The following is an 18,697-nucleotide window of genomic DNA, read 5'->3' on the forward strand; positions in this document are numbered from 1 at the left end:
GTTAAAACCGGAAATTGTACGTGACTGAAGGCAGTAGCGGGAACAACGTAATGGCGCGCGCCCGGAACGCACCCGTGGGTTCACCCTCCGAATTCTCCTGTGCCTGATACGTGATCAGGTATGGATTAGCGCGGTTATAGGCGTTTGTAACATTGAACGTAATGTCAGTTTCACCCCATCTCGGTCGAAATTTGTAGATAAAGCCGAGGTCCAGCCGGTGATATGGCGGCATCCGGTAGTTGTTTCGGCTTGGAAACTCGGGCACCACCTGATCGGTTGGGTTCTCGACCCGCACGTAGGGAGTATCCATCGACACATAGCGACCCGTTGCCAGCGATACGGCGTTACCGGTGTTGTAAACCCAGGTGGCCGACAGTGAGAGCCTGGGCCGTAGCTGGTACATCGCGACGACGGAGATGTCGTGCCGCCGGTCGTAACGGGGAAAGAACCGCTTGCCGCCGTCGATATCCTTGAATTCTCGCCAGGTCCAGGCCAGCGTATAGCCTACCCAGCCGCGCAGTCGCCCCGACGTTTTTTCGAGATAGATCTCATTACCGTAAGCACTGCCGTTTCCAAAGACAAACTCATTCTCCAGTCGATCATTCGCAAACAATTGAGCCCCCGTTTTGAAGTCAACCACCTGACGTAGCCGCTTGTAATACACCTCATTGGTCAGCAAAAACATGTTGCCGATGTTCCAGGTCAGGGCCGCAGCCAGTTGGTCGCTGTATTCAGGCTTGATTTTGGCGGTCGATGGGTACCAGATGTCGGTGGGCAGAGCGGCTCCCGAGCTAACCACCAGGTGCCGGTATTGCACCATGCGGGCGTAGCTAGCCTTGACCGACACCGAGGGGCTGAAGGCGTAGCGGGCCGAAATTCGCGGCTCCGGGGCCGTATAGCTGGTACTGTCATGGCTGAAGCCGGACCAGCGTAGTCCGGCGCTGAGCTTCAATTTTGGGGTTACGTCCCACTCTTCGCTAATGAACAGACCACCTTCCCACACGCGTGGTTTTTCGCCAGTATCAATGTTTTCTTCCGGTTTAGCGCTGGAAATATTCACCCGTGAGATCGAGAACTGACTGCGGGTCAGCTCCCCGCCGAACGTAACGGTATGTTGGGGGCTGGGCTGCCACGACACGCGTTCTTTCAGCACAAAGTCTTCAATACCCGACCCGATATTGAACGTAAAGCGGTCGAAGGTAGACACTAAACGGTAGTCGTATTTGGCGTAATGGGCGGAGGTATGGCTATTCCAGCGGAAGTCTTTTGAACTCTGATTCCAGTGCAGCGACACGGCCGTATTACCCCAGTCGAACGTGCTCCGAAACGCATCCGTTGGTAAGAAAAACCGATCGCGGCCAGTGTAGGCACTTAAAAAAAGCTTACTCCGATTGTTAACGGTGAAATCTATACGGCCGTTGAGATCATAAAAGTAATAGCGCGGAATGGGATTACTGTTTGGCCTATCGGCGTTCCGGCGATTGATAGCTTCGGTAAAGATGTCCGCGTACGTCCGGCGACCCGCTACGTTGAACTTGATTTTGTTGCCAACGGGGCCGGTTACATTCAACCGTGACGCAATCAAGCCAATGCCTCCACCGATGTGCAGACTGCTATCTTTGGGAACCATCGACGTCACATCCACTACCGACGACAGCCGCCCGCTGTACTCGGCCGGGAAGCCAGCCTTGTAGAGCGATACGTTCTTGACGGCGTCAATGTTGAACGTACTGAAAAAACCGAACATGTGGCTGGGGTTATAGACCGTTGTGCCATCGTATTGGAATAGGTTCTGATCGGTACTGCCGCCCCGAACGCTGATGCCGCTGGTGCCCTCGCCCGTCGACTTCACACCTGGCTTCAGTTGAAGCACCTTAATCAAGTCAACCTCACCAAACACCACTGGCAACGACAAGGCCGTTTTTCGGTCCACAACATCTACGCTCGTCTGCGTCGACATGACCTTATCCTGGTTGCTTTGGCCCGTTACAACTACTTCATTCAGCTGGTTGTCGGTGGGGCGTAATTGTACGTCGATTAGCTCGTTCCGGATGATAGTGAGTGGGATTCGTTGGGTTGAATAGCCCAGGTGCGAAACAAGCAGCGTTAATTTATCCGCTGGCAGAATCAGCATAAATCGACCGTCGACATTCGTTCGTGCACCCTTTCCTGCTCGTTCCAGCATGGTTACGGTAGCTCCGGTTAAGCTTCGTCCGGTAGATGCGTCGGTAACTTTTCCGGTTACGATTCGGTAGTGTTGGGCCTGCACAGTGCCCAGCGTCAGTAGAAAGAGAAGAACGGTTTTCATAGGTAGATTGATCTGATGAGGCATGAGTTATCCTGAGCAGCGCGTTTTTGACGCCTGCGGGTTACGTTTCACGAAATCGGTGATGGATTGTCTAGCCGTCTAACCAGGCTTTAAAAGCCGGGGCCTTTTCGCGGCTGACGAGCACTTCCTGGGCGGTTTCGGGCCGGAGTTCGACCTTTAGTTTGCCGTTGAAATACGTGTGGATTTTCTGAATGGCCGTCAGCTGGGCGATAAACTGCCGGTTGAGTCGGAAGAAATGAAGCGGATCGACCAGCGTTTCCAACTCTTCTAGGGTATAATCGACCAGGTACTGCCGTCCGTCGCGACCCACTAAGCAGGACAATTCATTAGCCGTGTAGAAATAGGCAACTTGGTCCTGCGAAATAGGAATTAACTGCTCACCGTTTTTAACCAGAAAGCGGGTTTTGTGCGTCCGGCGCGTCATCTCTAAGCTGTCGAGTAAAGACTCAACTTTCTTCGCGTACGCCTGGGGCGAAAAGTCCTGCTTCAGCTCCTGGTACTTCCTGATCGCGTCGGCCAGCTCCGGCAACTTGATAGGTTTCAGCAGGTAATCGATGCTTTTGACCCGAAACGCCTTGATCGCATATTCATCGTACGACGTGGTGAAAATAATGGGGCTGTGCGCCGGAAATGACTCAAATATCTGGAAGCTCAGGCCGTCGGAGAGTTGAATATCCGAAAAGATGAGATCGACCGGCTGGCCGGTTTTGAACCACTGTTTCGCCGACTCCACGCTTTCTAAAACCCCGGCAATCTCCACCCGCGGGTCCAGCTTACGAATCAGCTTTTCGAGTCGTTCAGCCGCCGGATATTCGTCTTCAATGATGAGTGCTTTCATGGTGTTTTAAAGGGTGAAAGAGTGAATGAGCGAATTGCCGTTTTGTAAATTATCATCAGCATTTACTTTGAGGCTACCACCTTATTTTCTAATTCAATCTCTCGCTCATTCATTCTTTCACTAATTGAGAAGGAGTGGAATCTTTACGGTGAACAGCCCGCCATTTTGAATGATCTCGACCTGTCGATCGGTTAGCAGACTGTAACGATTGATGATGTTCTGCAAGCCCACCCGGGTCGACTTTTCCAGAATAGTCTTTTCCTGAATGTTATTCTCAATCACCAAGTACTGATTCCCCTCCTGTTGAATCTTGATTTTCAATGGGCTCTCTTTCGAGACGACGTTGTGCTTGATGGCGTTTTCAATCAGCATTTGCAGGCTCAATGGCGTTACGTACTGGCGATAGGCCTCCGCCGACAGGTTCTTTTCAACTTGTAGGTTCTCCCGAAACCGAATTTTGTTCAGATACACATACGCGTCCAGGAACGTAATCTCTTCTTCTAATGGCACCGTGTTCTTGCTGCGACTGACGAGTACGTAGCGATAAACGTCCGACAGCCGTTCGAGGTACTGCTGCGCATTCACGTTTTCGTCGTCAATCAGAGCTGCCAGTGTATTGAGACTGTTGAACAGAAAATGCGGGTCGAGCTGATTCTTGAGTACTTCCAGTTGCGACTGCACACTCTCGCGGGCCAGGGCTTCGGTCTTGCGGACATTATTTTTCCAGGCCTCAAAAAAGTAAACCGCTTCATAGACCAGATACACTAGTATTGTCGGAATCAAACTGGTCCGAAATCCGGTGAAGGGGTCAATCGATTTACCGAAGATCGCTTTACAGACGACCTCATCCAGAAGCCAGGTGGCAACGAAGGTATAGCTTAATGCCAATGCCGCTTCGGCGAGCAGGCGCCTGGTTGTTTGGTTATACTTAGGAAATGTTCGACGCATAAAGATCATAATGAGTCGATTACCCTCCCACACCAGTACCGTCGTACACAGGCCTATGAACAAATGCATCCAGATAATCGAATCAAGATTGCGAAACTCGTTGGGATGTTGAAGGGCTGGTACCAGAAAACTCAGCAGAGGAATTCCGACCAGCCGCAACTTCTGGTCATTGAGCGTGTAGAGCGTGGCTTCTGTGGTATTCATGCGATAACTATCTCGTTGTGAGGGTTCTGAAAGATACTACTTTTTGTGCAGTCCGAAGGTGTAGCCTATTGTTACGTTAGCCAGCAAACCGTTCGTACCCGGAAATCCCTGTGGAGCTGCTTTGTAGGTTTCCGTCCGTTCGGTTAGCCGGTTCGTATACGTCAACTTATTGTTTTCCAACGAACTCCAGACGTTTGGCCAGTAGCGAACGCTGGGCATGACCAGAATACCCGCCAGGGCGTTGCTCTGCTTGCGGAATGGATAATAGCGGTAGTAGGCTCCCAAGCCGAGCGTCACGGTTTTGTATGAGGTAACCCGATTATCTACCGTCTGCGGCTGACCATTGTAGTAGACTTCATAGTAATGTAACTTCGGCTCAAAACGAATGTCGAACGTTGGTGTGATACGGTAGCCGATACCAATACCCAGTGTAGATGTCAGCTTCTCAGCCAGCTTCTGGTCCTGGGCTACCAACGATGCCGACTGACCCGATAGGTTGATGTTGAAGCCGTGCGAATAATCGAACACCAGGCGATTCGTGGTGTATTCGGCCTGGACGTTGAAGCCGCCGAGCAGCAGTTGACTAACCCCGCCACCTAACGTAAAGCGATTAGAATACGGAAATTGAGCCGGACGAACCGGTTGATCCTGGGCCGATACCGAGGGGCCAAAGCTAAGAACGGCTACAAAAGAAAAGAGGCTGAGCGTTAACGTTTTCATGATTATGGTTTGTCTATGATTTATGTTCTTCATGAATCAAAATTGATGAAGCAATACAGTTCCTGAAAGTCGTTTAGGGGTCAAGCGTCGGAAGGCCAGGGGCGAAGCGTTTCGGACTAAGGGGTGAACCGATCGAGTCACTTTGCCCGGATTTAAAAAGTAAGGCCCACCAGAAAATTAAGTGCGCCAAATCGCCACTGATCGTCGCCAATTCCGTTGACTTCAACTCGAGTACTGTACGCCTGATAAAGGACAGACAAGTCGATGGCTTTGTCCTTGTTTTTAAAAGGCGTTAGCGAATACCCAGCGCCAAAGCTGCCGCTGGTGCCAATACCAAACTGATGAAAGAAATTTTGCTGCCCTGCTTCGTTCAGGTAGCGATTCTTGGTGAATACTGCTCCCATTCCGGCTTCGCCCTTTAGGTAAAGATTGTTACTCGTAAAAGGATAGTACTTAGCCGCCAGACCCGCCGATAAGAAGTTGAAGAAGTATCCTTCTGCGTAGCCGCCATTGTCGGGTTCCGAGCCAGTCTGAGCGCTACGAATCATGCCGCCTAACATAAGTCCTTTTACCGCCCGAACGGGTTTATAGAAACCCAGGGAAATGTTGAACCCTTGCTGAGTGCCGTATTTACCTACATTCGCCCGGTTGCCTGCTGAGTTCTGGAAATAGCTTTGCCCATTTGTCCGTAAGTCGCTGGATCGGAGTAGCTCGTTCCCCTTACCGAAGTTTGGCAACACGAGCCCAGTCGCTACTTCAACCTGGGTTTGTTGAGAGAGTGAATTTTGTGCAAAGGCACACAGCCCATTGACGCTGATGAAGATTGTGGTGATTAACGTTTTCATAGCTTGTCGTTAGTTGATTGACAAGCCAAAGCTGGTAAACCCCTGGCCTCCGAGAAATCGGAACTGGGGTCAAGCGTCGAAAGGCAAGGGCGAAGTGTTTTTACAAAAGGGGCAAGTGAAACTGAGCCATTTGTAACGTATTGATATCAATACACAAATCAAAAAGCCGCGTCCTACTTAAATAGGCGCGGCTTTTGTTAATCTTACAGCCTTAAGTAGTTGTGTCTGCCGAATAGCAAGCGTAAGAACTCTACTAGGTCACCCCGCCCAATTTTCGCGGTCGAGGCTGCGGTATTGGATGGCTTCGGCCAGGTGTTCAATGCGGATTTCTTCGCTCCCGGCCAAGTCGGCAATGGTGCGCGATACTTTCAGGATACGGTCATACGCACGTGCCGAAAGGCCCAGCCGTTCCATAGCTGTTTTTAGTAACGCCCGACCGGCATCGCCAATTTGGCAAACCTCTTTCACCATCTGCGACGGCATCATAGCGTTGGAATAAATACCTGGCTGATCAGCGAAACGAGCGGTCTGAATCTCCCGCGCCCGAATGACCCGTTCGCGAATCGATTCGCTGGTTTCGGCCGGGCGATTGGCCGTCATCTGGTCGAAGGAAACGGGCGTTACTTCAACGTGCAGATCGATCCGGTCGAGGAGAGGACCACTGATTTTGGCTAAATACCGCTGCACTACGCCCGGCCCACAGACGCATTCCTTTTCGGGGTGATTGTAATAACCACAGGGACAGGGGTTCATGCTGGCGATGAGCATAAAACTGGCCGGGAACTCTACGGCCCATTTCGCCCGCGAAATGCTCACTTTCCGATCTTCGAGCGGTTGGCGCATCACTTCCAGCGCCGACCGTTTAAACTCCGGTAATTCGTCCAGAAACAAGACGCCGTTGTGGGCCAACGAAATTTCACCTGGCTGTGGGAAGCTACCGCCACCGACTAACGCAGCGTCTGAAATTGTGTGGTGCGGAGCCCGGTAGGGTCGTGTTGCAATCAGGTTAGCGCGAGTCCCGAGTTTACCGGCAACCGAATGAATTTTAGTTGTCTCCAGCGCTTCCTGCAACGTCAATGGCGGCAAAATACTGGGCAGACGCTTCGCCAGCATAGTTTTTCCCGCACCCGGTGGGCCAATCATGATGACATTATGTCCTCCCGCCGCTGCAATCTCCATGGCCCGCTTGATGTTTTCCTGACCCTGAACGTGCGAAAAGTCAGCGTCGTAGGCGTTAACCTGACTCATGAATAGATCGCGGGTATCGGTGGTCAACGGGGCAATGTCTTTTTTACCCTCGAAGAATTCGACGGCGTCCTGCATAGTCGCTACGCCAATGACATCTAAATTGTTAACGATAGCGGCTTCCTGAGCGTTTTCAAGGGGGAGTATAAACCCTTTGTAGCCACGTTTTCTGGCTTCGATAGCAATCGGTAGTACACCTTTAATTGGGCGTAACGTACCATCGAGGGCTAGTTCACCCATGATGACGTAATCCTCCAGGCTGCGCTGCGTTGTGATTTGCTCAGATGCCTGCAACACGCAAAGCGCAATGGGCAAGTCGTAAGATGAACCCTCTTTGCGAATGTCGGCAGGTGCGAGGTTGACCACTACTTTCTGGCGGGGCATCCGGTAGCCGAAGAATTTTAATGAGGCTTCAACGCGTTGTTCGCTTTCTTTGACGGCACTGTCGGGCAAGCCAACCAGATGAAAATGTAAGCCTTGGGCGACAACTACTTCAATGGTAATGATACTGGCATTGACGCCATAAACGGCCGCGCCGAAAGTTTTGGCTAACATGTTAGGTTACGGTATAAAGGCAATGGGTATCAAAACTACGGATTGAGTAAGCGATAAAAAAGAGCTATCGGCTTTTTTCGTGAAAGCTTGGATGGGTAAAAAGCTACAAACTGTCAGGCGAGTGAGATTCTATCAAACACAAATGACCTAAGCGGTATTATATTATTACGTTGATGTTTGAAACTAGTTCATACCATACATGAATGCGCCAATAAACGGTCAATTTGCTTTGCAGTGTGTAAGTGGCCCCGATAAAGGCCAGTCTGTCGTGCTACTTCCTCAGGCACGTCTCACCCTCGGACGTAGCCCTATCGCCAGTGTACCGCTGACCGATCCAGAAGCGGCTGATATGCATCTTCTGCTCCTGTTCGACGGGCAACGGGTACATTTTCATACCATCGGTTCACACCTGGTTGAGTTGAACGGTATCTCCACAACTATGGGCGAGTTAAACCAGTCGGGTGATTTGCGCGTCGGAACTTCGCATTGGCGGCTCGCCCATGTTATGGCCGATGACGAACCAGGCAGTCCGTTTGAAGGGTTTGATTTTTCTGGTTCGTTTAACCGGATCTCTTCACTCACTGGAGTCGATGCGCTGGATAGTGATTTTAGTTTGAAAACGATCTTTGCTAAAGTAGGCGAACAACGATCTGATGAAGACATTGAAAGCGCTTTCACCGTCGGTACTCGTCAAACAACGCCCGCGGTTGGGACAATCGCTTCGCACTGGCCCCAACCGTGGCTGTTTCTACGCTTCGGCGGCAGTGCTTTGTTTCTTTTTTTTGGTTTGTACATAGCCGTAATGCAATTCCAGAATGAACTGCTCATTCCGGGACTGCTGTTTGTCGGGTCGTTTGCAGTGCCGTTTGCCAGTCTTATTTTTTTCTGGGAGATGAACGCTCCACAGAACGTATCGTTGTATCAGGCTATCAAACTACTGTTCACTGGGGGCTTGGTATCGGTCCTGATCTCCTTGTTCTTCTTCAGTAATACCGCTTTCCTGGGAACGTTCCTGGGCGCATCGAGTGCGGGAATTGTTGAAGAATCGGGAAAGTTACTGGCCGTTATTTTGCTGATGCGTACCAAAAATCAATACCACTGGATATTAAACGGCCTGCTGTTCGGAGCCGCTGTCGGAACGGGGTTTGCCGCCTTCGAGTCGGCTGGCTATGCATTCGTTGTTCTGTTGCAGGGCGGCTTTGGTCCGGCTTTGAGTACCATTTTTCTGCGAGGGGTACTATCTCCGTTTAGCCATGTGGTCTGGACGGCCATTACGGCGGCTGCGGTCTGGCGCGTGAAAGGTCAGCAACCGTTCGATTGGGAAATGCTCAGAGATAAGGGCTTCATACGGACGTTTGTGGCTGTGATGCTCTTACACATGCTCTGGAATTCTCCCTTCGAAATTCCAATTATCCCCTACATCTGGTTCCTGCCGACCAAACAGATTCTACTGGGCACTATAGCCTGGGTAATGGCGCTGGGTATTATACAAAGCGGTCTGAAACAGATTAAGAAAGCACAGCAGGCCGTTTTGCAGCCGAGAGCAACGGTATAATTCAAAGGTGAACGTCTGCGGATTACATTGTAAGCAGACGTTCACTATAAGAAATTAAATCTTCTCCGCAATACGCAGTTTTGCACTCCGGGCACGCGGATTTCTGGCAGTCTCGTCGGGCGTGGCCTCAATGGGTTTGCGCGTTACGGCCTGCAATGGCTTTATCTCGTTGCCAAACAAGTCTTTTTCCACTTCTCCGTGGAATTTACCTTTGTTAATGAAGTTTTTTACCAGCCGATCCTCCAGTGAATGATACGACATAATCACTAGCCGCCCTCCTGGTTTTAATACATCTGGCACCTGCTCCAGAAACTCTTCCAGCGCCTGTAACTCTTCATTCACTTCAATTCGCAAGGCCTGAAATACCTGCGCAAAATATTTATTTTCCTTACCGCGTGGCGCGTAACGCTGCAAGGCCGCTTTCAGGTCATTCACCGTTTTCAAAGGGCGATTCGACCGGGCTGATACAACAGCAGCCGCTGCTGTTTTGGCGTTAGTTATCTCGCCATACATCCCCAAAATTCGGTGGAGGTCCGCTTCGCTGTATTCGTTGACAACCTGCCGGGCAGTACGGTCAGCCTGCTGATTCATGCGCATGTCGAGGTCAGCGTCAAAACGGGTCGAGAAACCCCGTTCGGGCGTATCAATCTGGTGCGATGAGATGCCCAAATCGGCCAGAATACCATCAACCTGATCTGTTTTATAGAGCCGCAGATAGCGTTTGAGGTTACGAAAGTTTGAGGCAACAAATGTTAGTCGCGAATCGGCCAGCGCCTGGGCATTAGCGCGGGCATCGGCGTCCTGGTCGAAGCCGAACAGACGGCCGCCATCTAACTGACGCAAAATTTCGCGGCTGTGCCCCCCTCCGCCAAATGTAACGTCAACGTAAGTGCCGCCAGGTTGTATATTCAGGCCATCGATACAAGCCTGTAGTAAAACGGGTTCGTGGTATTGACTCATTTAGAAACTAACCTACTTTAGTGGTCGTTGTTGTTTTGTCATGAAAAAGCTTATTCCTGTCGCGGCCATCGTGCTGCTTTCTCTACCAACTGCCTGCTCAGGTCAGCCAGCTACCGTTAAGCCAGGCACGTATCGCGCTGTTTTAAAAACCAAAGGCGGTGAACTGCCCTTCGGCTTAGATATTCAGCCAGCGGCTGGCGATGCCAAAGCCTACACGGTATTTGCCCTGAACGGTAGCGAACGGCTCAAAATGGACCCCGCCACTGTACAAGATGATTCGCTACGCATTCCAATGGCTTTGTTTGAATCGGAATTGGTTGCAAAGATAGACGGTAATACGCTCCGGGGCGTATGGCGTCGCCGTCGGGCGGCCCAGCAATACCAGACGTTGCCGTTTGAAGCCCAGCATGGCGTGAATTACCGATTCACAGCTGATACAAAAGCGCCCAACGGGAATTTGACCGGCAAATGGGCTACGAATTTCGGAAGTAAAACCGGGCGCGTCGACACTGTTGATGCGGTTGGCGTGTTTGAACAAAAAGGCAACCGATTGGCCGGAACATTCCTAACGCCAACTGGCGATTACCGGTATCTGGATGGTAATGTAGTTGGCGATAGTCTGTTTTTGTCCTGCTTCGACGGGTCGCACTTGTTTCTATTCAAGGCCAGACACGACCCAGCTACCAAGATGCTTACGGGAGGTTTCTGGTCGGGCGTTTCGGGCTATGAGTCCTGGGTCGCCCGTTTCGACCCTAAAGCTGAATTGCCTGATCCGGCCAAGCTTACGTACCTGAAGCCTGGTTCTAAAACACTGAATGTCTCGTTCCCTGAGCCAAACGGTAAGACCGTTTCATTAACTGATCCACGCTTCAAAAATAAGGTAACGGTCGTGCAAATTCTGGGTTCATGGTGCCCCAACTGCATGGACGAAACCAACTTTTTAAGTCCGTGGTACAAGCGTAACAAACAGCGGGGCGTCGAAGTTTTAGGCCTGGCCTTCGAGCGGTCGCCAGACATGGCCGTGTCAGGGCCTAAAATTGATCGGATGAAGCAGCGCTTTCAGATCGACTACCCCGTTGTGTTGGCTGGCACCAACGACAAAGCGCAGGCATCGAAAGCCCTACCAGACCTAAACGCAGTTGTTGCATTCCCGACGACCATCTTCATCGACAAAAAAGGGCAGGTACGGCACATCCACACCGGTTTCTCCGGTCCCGGCACAGGCAAATATTACGACCAGTACGTTGATGAGTTCAATCGTCTGATTGATAAGCTGCTGGCGGAGTAAGTCTGAACCTGAATTTAGCAGATTTTTGGATTTACTGGATCTTGCTTTCTATTGGCGTTTTGTTTGCAAAATCTGTTTAATCCATAAATCAGTTAAATCCAGGTTCAGATATTATGCATGCATACTATTTTCTAAAAAAATAGTAGATTTACGTCCTGCAATTGGACAGGACGACACCTACTATGAAAAAGGAAAAAACCGTAGACTTTCATATAAAGTGGGGCTGGCATGCCATTTCGCGCATGTACAACGCCTACGCGGCCCGCTTCGACATCACGATGGCGATCGGCTATGTGCTGCTCAATATCGATCTCGAAGAGGGTACACCCGCCACTAAAATCGGCCCGTTGCTCGGTATGGAGCCCCGTTCGCTAGTTCGGATGTTAAAGAGTCTTGAAGAGCGTGGCCTGATTCGGCGCGAAGTGGATGGTAGCGATAAGCGGTTTGTCCGGATTTACCTTACCGATACTGGTAAAGAGAAGCGGGAAATGGCTCGGGAAGGTGTTATTCAGTTCAATAACATGATCCGTGAGAAGATTCCACTCGATAAGCTGGTCGTCTTTTTTGAGGTTATGAAAGACATTAACAAGCTCGTCGAAGAAGAGAATGCCAAGATCAAAACCACTGAAATTGAAGAGCTACCATTGGATTAAATTACTGTCGACATGCCAGCCACTGTTAGTAATATAGCTCAGGATCGCCTGAAGGCTTTTACAAGGTTGATGAGTCTGGCCTCAAAACTTTACCACGCTAATCCTGGGAACCCTGCTAAAAACATGAATATCGCTGATGACGATGTACGACTTCTTCTTGAAAGCCTCAATCGGTACAGTGTTCAGTTTTTACTGGTGGGCGGTATGGCTGGTGTCATCCACGGTCATGTACGAACAACGCAGGACATGGATCTGTGGATCAAATCGGATGAGCAGAATAAACATAACCTTATCCTAGCGCTGAAAGAGAACGAAGTCGCTGGTGCTGATTATTTGAAAGATGTCCCACTGATTTTTGGCTGGTCGTCGGTTTCGGTTGGTAAGTATGGTTTTACGCTCGACATGGGTTATAATCTTAAAGCGTTTCGTGACGTAGACTTTGACGTCTGTTACAAACGAGCCATAGAGGTAACCTTTGATGGCGTAACATTTAAAGTGATTCAACTCAATGATTTGATCACCGAAAAACTGGCCACGGGGCGACCTAAAGATATTCTGGATATAGAAGAATTAAATAAGATCAAAAGCGAAAGAGGCCTGAACGACGCGGATTAGTATTAATCCGCGTCGTTCAGCCTTTTAATTTTTACTTTACTCATGGAAGCAACCCTGGAAAAACCCAAAACACAGACTAAAAATCGGACCATTCGGCGCGTAGCTGTATTAGGCTCGGGTATTATGGGCTCGCGTATTGCCGCTCACTTTGCTAACATTGGTGCCGATGTTCTGTTGCTGGACATCGTTCCAAAAGAACCCAATGCAGCCGAGCAGGCCAAGGGCTTAACTACCGATAGCCCCGTTGTACGCAATCGTATCGTTAACGACGCCTTCCAGACGATGCTGAAGGCTAGTCCGGCATCGCTCTACAGCCCTAAGTTTAGCGAGCGGATCAAGCTGGGCAATTTTGATGACAACTTGAAAGAGATTGCAACCTATGATTGGGTTATTGAGGTCGTCGTTGAGCGGCTTGATGTGAAGCGGTCGGTTTATGAGCGCGTTGAGCAATTCCGTAAGCCTGGCACATTGATTACGTCGAACACTTCGGGCATTCCCATGCACCTGCTAACCGAGGGTAGGAGTGAAGACTTCCGACGTCATTTCTGCGGTACACACTTCTTCAACCCACCGCGCTATCTACGGCTGCTCGAAATCATCCCCGGGCCCGATACTGACCCAGCCGTGATTGATTTTCTGATGAACTACGGCGATTTATACCTTGGTAAAACGACCGTATTGTGTAAAGATACGCCTGGCTTTATTGCGAACCGGTTGGGTATTCAGTCGCTGATTCAGACGATCCGGGTCGCTGAAGAAATGGGCCTGACCGTCGAAGAGGTAGATAAGCTGACTGGCCCGGTGGTGGGTCGGCCAAAATCAGGTACGTTTCGGTTGTCGGACGTGGTCGGTTTAGATACGACCGTTAACGTGGCCAGCAATCTCGTCAAGATGGAACACGACGAGTCGCGGGCGTCGTTTGAGTTGCCTGCGTCGGTGCAGAAGCTGATGGAGAACAAATGGCTCGGCGATAAAACGGGTCAGGGCTATTATAAGAAAACAAAGGACTCAACCGGTCAGACGCAGATTCTGGCGCTGGATTTAAAAACGTTTGAGTACAAACCTTCGCAAAAGGTCAAATTTGCGACGCTGGAAAGTACAAAAGCGATTGACAACCTGAAAAAGCGCTTCCCGGTGCTGCTGGCTGGTCAGGATAAGGCGGGTGAGTTTTACCGCCAAACGTTCGCTGATGGCTTTCAATACGCTACGCACCGTATCCCCGAAATTTCGGATGAGCTATATCGGATCGATGCGGCCATTACGGCTGGCTTCGGCTGGCAACTGGGTTTGTTTGAGACCTGGGACGCCATCGGCGTTCGCAAAGGCGTTGAAATCATTGAAGCGCAGGGTAAAAAACCTGCCCAGTGGGTCTATGACATGCTCGACGCTGGTTTTGACCAATTCTACAAGGTTGAGAGTGGCAAACGGAAGTATTATGATATTCCGACCAAGAGCTACCAGGTAATTCCGGGTACGGAAGCGTTCACGATTCTGGAGAACCTCAGCAACAACATCGTTTGGAAAAACGCCGGAGCCAATATCGTTGACTTGGGCGACGGCATCCTGAACGTAGAGTTCCGCAGCAAGATGAACACCTTCGGCCAAGAGGTGTCGGAAGCGTTGATGAAAGGTATTTCGTTGGCGGAAAAAGACTTCCGTGGTTTGGTGGTGGGTAACGATTCAACCGAAGCGTTTTCGGCGGGTGCTAACCTAGGTACGTTATTTATGTACGCCGTTGAGCAGGAATTTGATGAGGTTAATCTCATGATTGCCCAGTTCCAGAAGCTCATTACTCGCCTGCGTTACTCCTCAATTCCGGTGGTGGTAGCTCCCCATACACTCACGTTGGGTGGCGGTTGCGAGGCCGTATTACACTCCGACCGGGCCGTGGCTCATGCGGAAAGTTACATTGGTTTGGTTGAGGTTGGTGTTGGTCTGATTCCGGCTGGTGGTGGCACGAAGGAAATGGCCGCCCGGGCGTCGGATCTGTACCAGACGGGTGATCCGGAACTGAACATTCTGCAAAACATCTTTATGAACGTGGCTACGGCGAAGGTATCAACGTCGGCGCAGGAAGCCCGCGAGATGAATTACCTGCGTTCGACCGACCAGATTGTACTTAATCGCAGTCGTCTGCTGGCCGAAGCCAAACAAGCGGCTATCGAACTGGCCGAAGATGGCTACACGCAGCCAAAACCACGTAAAGACATCAAAGTACAGGGTAAAACCGGTATTGCGTTGTTCAAAGCGGGCCTGACTGCTATGCGTATGGGGCGTTACATTTCAGACCACGACATGAAGATTGCTGATAAACTGGCGTATGTTATCTGTGGCGGAGACCTGAGCGCTCCTCAAATGGTATCTGAGCAATACCTACTCGATCTGGAGCGCGAAGCTTTCCTATCACTCACTGGTGAGAAGAAAACGCTGGAGCGTATTCAGAGCTTGCTGACAGGTGGTAAGCCTTTGCGGAATTAGGGTATATTCGGGCATCGGAGAGTTAAATTCCGATGCCCACAATTTTCTAGTCTAGACGATTCGCTCTTTAATTGCTATGAGAGCTATCCGTATTCACACTCAAATAGATCAAAATCACGAACTGGTATTGTGCAATCTGCCTTTATCTAAGGGAAAAAACCTGGAAGTGATTATTATAGAGGAAGAAGCTGATGTTAAGCTTAATCTTAACGATCGATTTCCACTGCGCGGGAAACCCATTCGTTTTGATAATCCGTTCGGCTCTGCAACCGACGTATCAGACTGGGACGCAACTCTATGATTTGACTAGATACCCACATATGGATATGGTGGATTAATGAGCCGGATAGATTAACGGCTACAACGCTTTGTTATTTAGACAATTTTAACCCGCCAGATATTTGTGTAAGCAATATATCATGTTGGGAGGTGGCCAAATTAGTAGAAAAAGGTCGGTTAGAATTGGCTGAGGATTTAGCCAACTAGTTTGAAAAAGGCTATAGACAATTCAGGTATTACATTAATTAATCTTGAACGAGAGATTATTATGGACTCTTGCAATCTGCCGGGTACTTTTCACAGTGATCCGGCAGATCAGCTGATTGGAGCTACAGCACGGATCAAAAATATGAGTTTGGTAACTGCTGACGGTAAAATCTTAAAGTACGAGCATGTTTCTCTATACACGGAGTGAGTCTTAGATAGAGTTATCAAATAAGGCAGTATACAGCAAAAGCGGCAGGGTGGCCGCTTTTGCTGTGTCTAAATCTTTTCAACCTTCTCTGTCCGGCTTTCTCGTCTGGCATTCAAATAGCCACGAATGACTGTAAAAGTGGTGACACTTAAGAAGAAAATAATGATCCAGTGGACGTAGTTGATGATCCACGGAAAACGCTCACCAAAATAGAAGCCTCCACCTACCAAAGAAATTACCCAGATAGCCCCTCCTAATACATTGTAAAGCATGAAGAAACGGAAGGGCATGTGAATCAGACCGGCCAGAATCGGCGCAAAGGTGCGAACAATGGGCAAGAACCTTGAGATGATCAACGCGCCGTTGCCGTAGCGGATGAAGGCCTCCCGCGTGTTATCAATGTACTTCTGCTTGAAAAACAGAGAATCGGGCCGGTTCTTGATGCGTGCGCCAAAGTAGTAGCCCGTTACGTATCCGGTCAGCGAACCCAGCACAGCCGCTCCGAAAATACAGCTCAATAGCAACCAGAGGGGCACATTGAGCAGTTTCGTACCGGCAAATACGCCAGATAAAAACAGCAGATAATCACCCGGCAGAAAGAAGCCGAAGAAAATGCCGTTTTCGACAAAGATGATGAGCGTAATCAGCACCAGTCCGCCCGTGCGAATGATCTCTTCTGAGTTAAGCAGGTACTGAAAAAAGTCGATGATCTGGTTCATAGTTCAAAGAGCGAAAGCATGAAAGAGTGAAAGAGTGGAGTCTAACCAACATCTTTCGCTCTTTCGCTCTCTCACTCATTCACTCTTTAAATATACTCCGCCAACTCGAGCCAGCGGTCAGATTTTTGGGCGATGGCCTGGTCAATTTCCTCAATCTCCCTTGCCCAACTGGTTAATTGCTCATGATGACCTCCTCCATTGAGCAGACCCACAACTTCAGCTTTTCGTTGCTCCAACGACTCGATTTCTTTTTCGAGCGTTTCGTACTCACGAATCTCCTTGAACGACAGTTTCTTTTTCGTTGAGCCGTTCGCCGAGCCATTGGCTGTCGCCGAAGAAACCACCGGCGCTGGCGTTTGGTTCTTAGTTTCTGTCGTTGCGGGTTTATCATTTTGTGAACTGCTCTTCGGCTGACTATCCCGCCACTCGCGGTAATCGGTGTAGTTTCCGGGATAATCACGAACTTTGCCCTGGCCTTCCATCACAAAAACGTGCTCAACGAGCCGGTCCATAAAATAGCGGTCGTGGGTCACGATCAGAACACAGCCCGAAAAGTTGAGCAAAAAATCTTCCAGTACGTTAAGTGTCGTGATGTCGAGATCGTTCGTCGGCTCGTCGAGAATCAGGAAATTTGGGTTCTGCACCAGCACAAGTAGCAACTGCAAGCGTCGTTTTTCGCCACCGCTCAGCTTTGACACATAGTCGTACTGTTTCTGCCGGTTGAACAGAAACCGACTTAGCAACTGACTCGCCGTGACCGTATCGCCGTTGGCAAGTTTCATCACTTCGGCTACGTCCTGCACTACGTCAATCACCCGCTGATTCTCGGGCATATCCAGTTCGCTCTGGGTATAATAACCAAACTTGACCGTACCACCCGTTGAAATTTTGCCTGAGTCGGGGCGGATTAAGCCCGTCAGCATGTTCATTAGGGTGGTTTTGCCCATCCCATTTTTACCAATCAAGCCAACCCGGTCGAAGCGTTTGAAGGTGTACGTAAAATGGTCGAGCAGAACCTTATCGCCGAAGCGTTTGCTGAGGTTTTCGACTTCCAATATTTTAGTGCCAAGCCGGGCAGTTCGCAAATTCAGGTCAAGCTCGCCATCGTTCCGTTTGCCACTGGTTTTTTCCTTCAAATCTTCAAACGCGTCAATCCGATATTGGGCTTTGGTGCCCCGTGCCTTGGGTTGCCGACGCATCCACTCCAATTCGCGTCGAAACGTATTTCGGTCTTTGGCCAACTCCGAAGCTGCCGCCGTTTCGCGTTCGTCTTTCTTTTCCAGAAAATAAGCGTAGTTGCCTTTGTACGTGTAAAGCTGACCATTATCCAGCTCAGCAATCTGATTACAAACGCGATCCAGGAAATAACGGTCGTGCGAAACCATCAGCAGCGTTCCGTTATTCGTATTCAGGAAGTTTTCCAGGTACTCAATAGCCTCCAGATCGAGGTGGTTGGTTGGCTCGTCCAGAATGAGTAGGTCTGGATTCTGGATTAATACCCGCGCCAGGGCTACCCGTTTACGTTGCCCACCCGAGAGTGATCCAACTCGTTGCTCAACGTCCTGAATACCCAACTCGCCCAGGATTTGGCGAATTTGGGCTTCATAATCCCACGCTTCAAGCTTTTCCATGTCCGACATGGCTCGCTCCAAAGCTGCATGGTCGTCATGCGCCAGGGCATGTTCATAAGCACGCACGGCATCGAGTTGGGCACTTTCACCCGCCAGCACCACTTCCATGACAGTCAGCGCATCGTTGAGGTCGGGTTGCTGATCCAGGTATCCAATGCTAATGTCTTTGCGATGACTGACAATTCCCGAGTCGGGTGGCATGGCACCCGCTAGAATTGACAATAATGTTGTTTTTCCGGAGCCATTCGCCCCGACAATAGCAACTTTATCACCCCGATTGACCCCAAAGGTGAGGTTGCGGAACAGGATGCGGTCACCGTATGATTTAGTTAAGTTTTCGGCTGATAAGTAATTCATAATGTGTAGTCACTCGTGGCGCTAGCTGGCCAAATGACTAATTCTTTCATTTTTTACAAAGGT

16 protein-coding genes are annotated in these 18,697 nt (G+C 49.9%); 7 read left to right on the top strand and 9 right to left on the bottom strand.

Annotated elements, in window-relative coordinates; genetic code table 11:
- Window position 1: 1 nt before the first annotated feature.
- The 6 genes from ACFSUS_RS13165 to ACFSUS_RS13190 all read right to left on the bottom strand — a co-directional run bounded on the left by ACFSUS_RS13165 (window position 2) and on the right by ACFSUS_RS13190 (window position 7,684).
- Window positions 2–2,308 (bottom strand): TonB-dependent receptor, encoded by a 2,307-nt coding sequence (locus ACFSUS_RS13165; protein ID WP_381523260.1) that lies wholly within the window; start codon window positions 2,306–2,308, stop codon window positions 2–4.
- 91 nt (window positions 2,309–2,399) lie between these two features.
- Window positions 2,400–3,167 (bottom strand): LytR/AlgR family response regulator transcription factor, encoded by a 768-nt coding sequence (locus tag ACFSUS_RS13170; RefSeq protein ID WP_381523262.1) that lies wholly within the window; start codon window positions 3,165–3,167, stop codon window positions 2,400–2,402.
- Window positions 3,168–3,287: 120 nt separating this feature from the next.
- Window positions 3,288–4,319, bottom strand: coding sequence for a sensor histidine kinase (locus ACFSUS_RS13175; RefSeq protein WP_381523263.1), 1,032 nt, complete (start codon window positions 4,317–4,319; stop codon window positions 3,288–3,290).
- A 36-nt stretch (window positions 4,320–4,355) separates the two neighbouring features.
- Window positions 4,356–5,039, bottom strand: a complete 684-nt coding sequence (locus ACFSUS_RS13180; RefSeq protein WP_381523264.1) for a hypothetical protein — start codon at window positions 5,037–5,039, stop codon at window positions 4,356–4,358.
- 152 nt (window positions 5,040–5,191) lie between these two features.
- Complete coding sequence (locus ACFSUS_RS13185) at window positions 5,192–5,884, bottom strand: hypothetical protein (RefSeq protein ID WP_381523266.1); 693 nt, start codon at window positions 5,882–5,884, stop codon at window positions 5,192–5,194.
- 258 nt (window positions 5,885–6,142) lie between these two features.
- Window positions 6,143–7,684 (bottom strand): YifB family Mg chelatase-like AAA ATPase, encoded by a 1,542-nt coding sequence (locus tag ACFSUS_RS13190; protein ID WP_381523268.1) that lies wholly within the window; start codon window positions 7,682–7,684, stop codon window positions 6,143–6,145.
- Between the two features lie 199 nt (window positions 7,685–7,883).
- Between ACFSUS_RS13190 and ACFSUS_RS13195 the strand changes: the two genes are divergently transcribed.
- Window positions 7,884–9,239, top strand: a complete 1,356-nt coding sequence (locus ACFSUS_RS13195) for a PrsW family glutamic-type intramembrane protease (protein ID WP_381523270.1) — start codon at window positions 7,884–7,886, stop codon at window positions 9,237–9,239.
- Between the two features lie 54 nt (window positions 9,240–9,293).
- Here the strand turns inward: ACFSUS_RS13195 and rsmH are convergent, their stop codons facing one another.
- Entirely contained in the window at window positions 9,294–10,199 is a 906-nt protein-coding gene (gene rsmH, locus ACFSUS_RS13200; RefSeq protein ID WP_381523272.1) for a 16S rRNA (cytosine(1402)-N(4))-methyltransferase RsmH, read from the bottom strand.
- Between the two features lie 40 nt (window positions 10,200–10,239).
- On the opposite strand from rsmH, the gene ACFSUS_RS13205 reads away from it, so the two are divergent.
- The 6 genes from ACFSUS_RS13205 to ACFSUS_RS13230 all read left to right on the top strand — a co-directional run bounded on the left by ACFSUS_RS13205 (window position 10,240) and on the right by ACFSUS_RS13230 (window position 15,719).
- Window positions 10,240–11,487 carry a TlpA disulfide reductase family protein gene (locus ACFSUS_RS13205; RefSeq protein WP_381523274.1) on the top strand — a complete coding sequence of 416 codons (1,248 nt, stop codon included), beginning with the start codon at window positions 10,240–10,242 and terminating at the stop codon, window positions 11,485–11,487.
- Window positions 11,488–11,669: 182 nt separating this feature from the next.
- The gene (locus tag ACFSUS_RS13210) at window positions 11,670–12,140 is read left to right on the top strand and encodes a MarR family winged helix-turn-helix transcriptional regulator (protein ID WP_381523276.1); all 471 of its coding nucleotides are present in this window, start codon (window positions 11,670–11,672) and stop codon (window positions 12,138–12,140) included.
- A gap of 123 nt (window positions 12,141–12,263) precedes the next feature.
- Complete coding sequence (locus ACFSUS_RS13215) at window positions 12,264–12,755, top strand: nucleotidyltransferase (RefSeq protein WP_381523278.1); 492 nt, start codon at window positions 12,264–12,266, stop codon at window positions 12,753–12,755.
- Between the two features lie 42 nt (window positions 12,756–12,797).
- On the top strand, window positions 12,798–15,233 hold the full coding sequence (locus ACFSUS_RS13220; RefSeq protein WP_381523280.1) for a 3-hydroxyacyl-CoA dehydrogenase/enoyl-CoA hydratase family protein: 2,436 nt from the start codon (window positions 12,798–12,800) through the stop codon (window positions 15,231–15,233).
- A 76-nt stretch (window positions 15,234–15,309) separates the two neighbouring features.
- Entirely contained in the window at window positions 15,310–15,534 is a 225-nt protein-coding gene (locus tag ACFSUS_RS13225; RefSeq protein ID WP_381523282.1) for a hypothetical protein, read from the top strand.
- Between the two features lie 17 nt (window positions 15,535–15,551).
- On the top strand, window positions 15,552–15,719 hold the full coding sequence (locus ACFSUS_RS13230; protein ID WP_381523601.1) for a hypothetical protein: 168 nt from the start codon (window positions 15,552–15,554) through the stop codon (window positions 15,717–15,719).
- A gap of 276 nt (window positions 15,720–15,995) precedes the next feature.
- Here the strand turns inward: ACFSUS_RS13230 and ACFSUS_RS13235 are convergent, their stop codons facing one another.
- Together ACFSUS_RS13235 and ACFSUS_RS13240 are read right to left on the bottom strand one after the other, a co-directional pair.
- Window positions 15,996–16,646: a DedA family protein gene (locus ACFSUS_RS13235; RefSeq protein ID WP_381523284.1), complete on the bottom strand. Its 651-nt coding sequence runs from the start codon at window positions 16,644–16,646 to the stop codon at window positions 15,996–15,998.
- A gap of 86 nt (window positions 16,647–16,732) precedes the next feature.
- Window positions 16,733–18,634, bottom strand: coding sequence for an ABC-F family ATP-binding cassette domain-containing protein (locus tag ACFSUS_RS13240; protein WP_381523286.1), 1,902 nt, complete (start codon window positions 18,632–18,634; stop codon window positions 16,733–16,735).
- Between the last annotated feature and the right edge of the window lie 63 nt (window positions 18,635–18,697).

This window comes from Spirosoma soli, from assembly GCF_042684525.1.
In the GTDB taxonomy this organism is placed as follows: Bacteria; Bacteroidota; Bacteroidia; order Cytophagales; family Spirosomataceae; genus Spirosoma; species Spirosoma soli.